This is a genomic window from Halopseudomonas salina, from assembly GCF_008641105.1.
This window is the reverse complement of sequence record NZ_VTTI01000035.1, coordinates 906-1,189: the sequence shown is the minus strand read 5'-3', so window position 1 is coordinate 1,189 and position 284 is coordinate 906. Positions and strand designations below refer to the sequence as shown.

Sequence of the window (284 nt, the reverse complement as noted above, 5' to 3'; positions counted from 1 at the left end):
CGGTTGAAGCTGGCAGATGGCGTGTTCGACGCCTCGACGCTGAGCCAGAACCGGCGTCGGCGCTTCAGCGACACATCGGTGGCCCAGGATATCTTCGACCATATCGTCGAACAGGCGATCGCCCACAAGCTGGTAGACGGCACGGTGCTTTATACCGACTCGACGCATCTGAAGGCCAATGCCAACAAGGGCAAGTACGATCTTGCCATGATCGAGAAGTCGCGTGCCGACTATTGGGCCGATCTCGACCGGGCGATCGAGGCTGAGCGGGCGCTGCATGGGCA

General features: G+C 60.9%; 1 protein-coding gene. It reads left to right on the top strand.

Annotation, left to right across the window (positions count from 1 at the left end; genetic code table 11):
• A partial coding sequence (locus tag FZF01_RS19315; protein ID WP_150279460.1) for a transposase occupies positions 1-284 on the top strand: 284 nt, incomplete at both ends.